Genomic DNA, 2,737 nt, shown 5'->3' with positions numbered 1-2,737 from the left:
CCTTCCCGAGATCCATATAGACTTTCCGGTTCGCCAGCCCCTCGATCTCCTCGACACGGTGGGTGATGAAAATAGTAGAATGGTCGTAATCGATCGATGAGAGAAGCCGGTAGAAGTGTTCCCGTGCCTTCGGATCGAGGTTTGCCGTCGGTTCGTCGAAAACAAGCCGTCGACTTCTTTTCGCCAGTGCGATGGCAATCAGCAGTTTCTGCTTCATACCGCCGGAGAGTTTGAAAAAGGGTTTGCCCATCTGTTTTTCCACATCGAGTTCCATGGCGCTCGCCTGTGCAATGATCTCTTTTCTGGATGTCCCCGTACTCCGTTCAATATAGGTCAACAGTTCGGAAATGTTGAGTTTTACAGGTGGCGGCAACTGGGGTATGAAACTGATCTGTTGCAACACGTCGGTACGGTTTTTGATCGGATCGTTTCCATCGACGTGCACGGTGCCCCTGTCGACATGATAAAAACCCAGTACCGTCCTCACGAACGTCGTTTTCCCCGCACCGTTCGGACCCATCATCGCGACTCTGTCACCCAGATGGATATCGAGAGAGACATCGTCGAGTACCTTCACACCCATGAATGTTTTCGTGACACCTCTCGCTTCGACAATCGCACCCATCAGACCAGATCTTTCAATCGGAAAGTAAAGTTGTAGGCATCGGTATGACAAACATCGAAGCAGCGCGCGCACAATGTGCAGTCACCGTTGATCACCAGCTGTTTGCTGACACCTTTCTCTTTCCGGGCCTTGTCATATTTCGGTTTGATGAACTCAATGACATGATTTTCAAAACAGGCATCGAGACATGCACCGCAGTGATCGCATTTGTCCATGTCCCACTGGACTTTGGTGGCCGTGACCCAGCCGATCACATTGTAGGTGGTGCCGACGGGACAAATATAGGTACACCACATACGACGCGAATAGAAAATTTCAAAAAGCAGTATCACCACGACCCAGACAGCCGCCAGACTCCAGCCATAGACGATAAGCCGGCTCAGGATGCCAATCGGGTTGATCACTTCGAAAATCAAAAAGCCGTGGATGAAGGTAATACCCAGAATCACGGCCCAGAACGCGAAACGGATGCGCGGATCCCAGCGTCGCTCTTTGATAATCTTCTTTCGAACGAGTTTCTGGTGAAAATATTCGCCAATCTCGCTGATAATGCCATAGGGACATGCCCACGCACAAAAGCTTTTTCCTCCAAACAGCAGATAGAAGAAAGCGATCGTCACCGATCCGATAATCATATTGATATGGATAACATGCGTTGCCGCCCATGTTTCGATGGCTGTAAAAAGGTCGATCAGATGAAAGCCCAAAAGTCTCGAACCGTTCATCGTCCCTTCAAGCAACTGGACATCGACATGGTAGGAGATGAAAAAGGCGATATTGATGATGATCACACTCAGCCATCGCCAGAAACGCCATGTCGGACGGATGCCACCACGTTTTGTTTTGTAATAGAATGTCGACAAAAAGGGGGCACGGATGATATCGCGTATCGTGCTGTTATATCTATCCATCTTTTTTCCTTGATCTTTTGGGAAACGGTTACTGCGTTGCCGCTTCCAGTTTCTGTTGGAACGTTCCTATCTCTTCACTCAACGCTTTGAGATCTTCATTACTCATTTTGGTCAACAATCCATACATGACATAATTTTTTCTCTTACCGGCTTTGAAGTCAATCAATGCCTGGTTCACTTCCGACTCGCTCTTACCGATCAGTTTCGGTCCGATAGCCCCTTCCCCATTGACACCGTGACAGGAGGAGCACTTCTGCTTGTACATCGGACTGACTTTGAACGCCATGGCACTTCCCGCCCGTTCACGAAGGGATTTGAGCTTTCTCGCGACTTCGTCTTCCTCTTTCTTCATCTGCTCTTCCACACTGACAGGCGCTTCGGTCGGCTCAATCGGCTGAATAGCAGTCTTCTCTTCCTGCACTTCAATCTTCGTCTTTTCGATCAGTTCCTGAATCTTTTTATAGCGCTCCGCTTTCTGATCGAGCTGATACATGAAGACCATGGCCCACAGAGCCAGCAGTGTGGCGATGGCTGCGATAATGTGTCGAATCATTGTCTACCCTTTCTCATTTCCTGGATTTGTTTGTTGAATTCGGCAATCTCGTTGGCGATACTCTTAAGTTTGGCATCGTCCATCATCTCTACCAGCTGCTTCATCAAAACATTCTTTTTCTTGCCGGTTTTGAAATCGATAAGACGCTGGTAGATAAATTCCCCATTTTTGTCGAGCAGAGATGGCCCGATGACACCATTGGCATAATCGTCGTGACATGGCGAACAGCGTATAACGAAATCTTTGCTCAGTTTCTTGATCATCAGTTCGATCTGTACTCTCTCGTACGGTGAACGGATATGGAGATAGGCATCGAGCGTCGTGCGTCGTTTGGATTCTTCATCCGTCGCATTTTTCTCTTTGTTGTAAGAGTAGTAAAACTGTCCAGTATTCTCTTTCGACGTTTTGGTTTCTTCGCCTTTTTTTACAGCACCCGTCGTAATTTTGATCTCCTGAGTCGTACTCTTTTGGCTTCCGCCTTTTTCCTCTTTTTTCTCACCACATCCGGCCAATCCAATTATCAATGCACTTGTTAGTGCCATTATTACTATGTTACGCATTATTGTCTCCTCCCCCATAAATATCTGCATATGTCTTGCGTGGTATCACCTTGATGACGTCGGTCGGACAAAGTTCCACACACGCACC

Annotated in this window: 4 protein-coding genes; all 4 read right to left on the bottom strand. The window is 47.8% G+C overall.

Annotated elements, in window-relative coordinates; all coding sequences use genetic code 11:
- Window positions 1-625: ABC transporter ATP-binding protein (locus Q1K24_RS09750; protein ID WP_300369545.1), on the bottom strand; the 625-nt coding region annotated here is incomplete at its 3' end.
- Complete coding sequence (locus Q1K24_RS09745) at window positions 625-1,536, bottom strand: NapH/MauN family ferredoxin-type protein (RefSeq protein ID WP_300369542.1); 912 nt, start codon at window positions 1,534-1,536, stop codon at window positions 625-627. The genes Q1K24_RS09750 and Q1K24_RS09745, both read right to left, overlap by 1 nt.
- 28 nt (window positions 1,537-1,564) lie before the next feature.
- Entirely contained in the window at window positions 1,565-2,089 is a 525-nt protein-coding gene (locus Q1K24_RS09740; RefSeq protein ID WP_300369539.1) for a c-type cytochrome, read from the bottom strand.
- Window positions 2,086-2,649 (bottom strand): hypothetical protein, encoded by a 564-nt coding sequence (locus Q1K24_RS09735; RefSeq protein WP_300369536.1) that lies wholly within the window; start codon window positions 2,647-2,649, stop codon window positions 2,086-2,088. The genes Q1K24_RS09740 and Q1K24_RS09735 overlap by 4 nt, the downstream gene beginning before the upstream one ends.
- Window positions 2,650-2,737: the final 88 nt, after the last annotated feature.

It is taken from the genome of Hydrogenimonas sp., from assembly GCF_029932565.1.
In the GTDB taxonomy this organism is placed as follows: Bacteria; Campylobacterota; Campylobacteria; order Campylobacterales; family Hydrogenimonadaceae; genus Hydrogenimonas.
The sequence above is the reverse complement of the archived record's forward strand: the minus strand, read 5'-3'. Positions and strand labels throughout refer to the sequence as shown.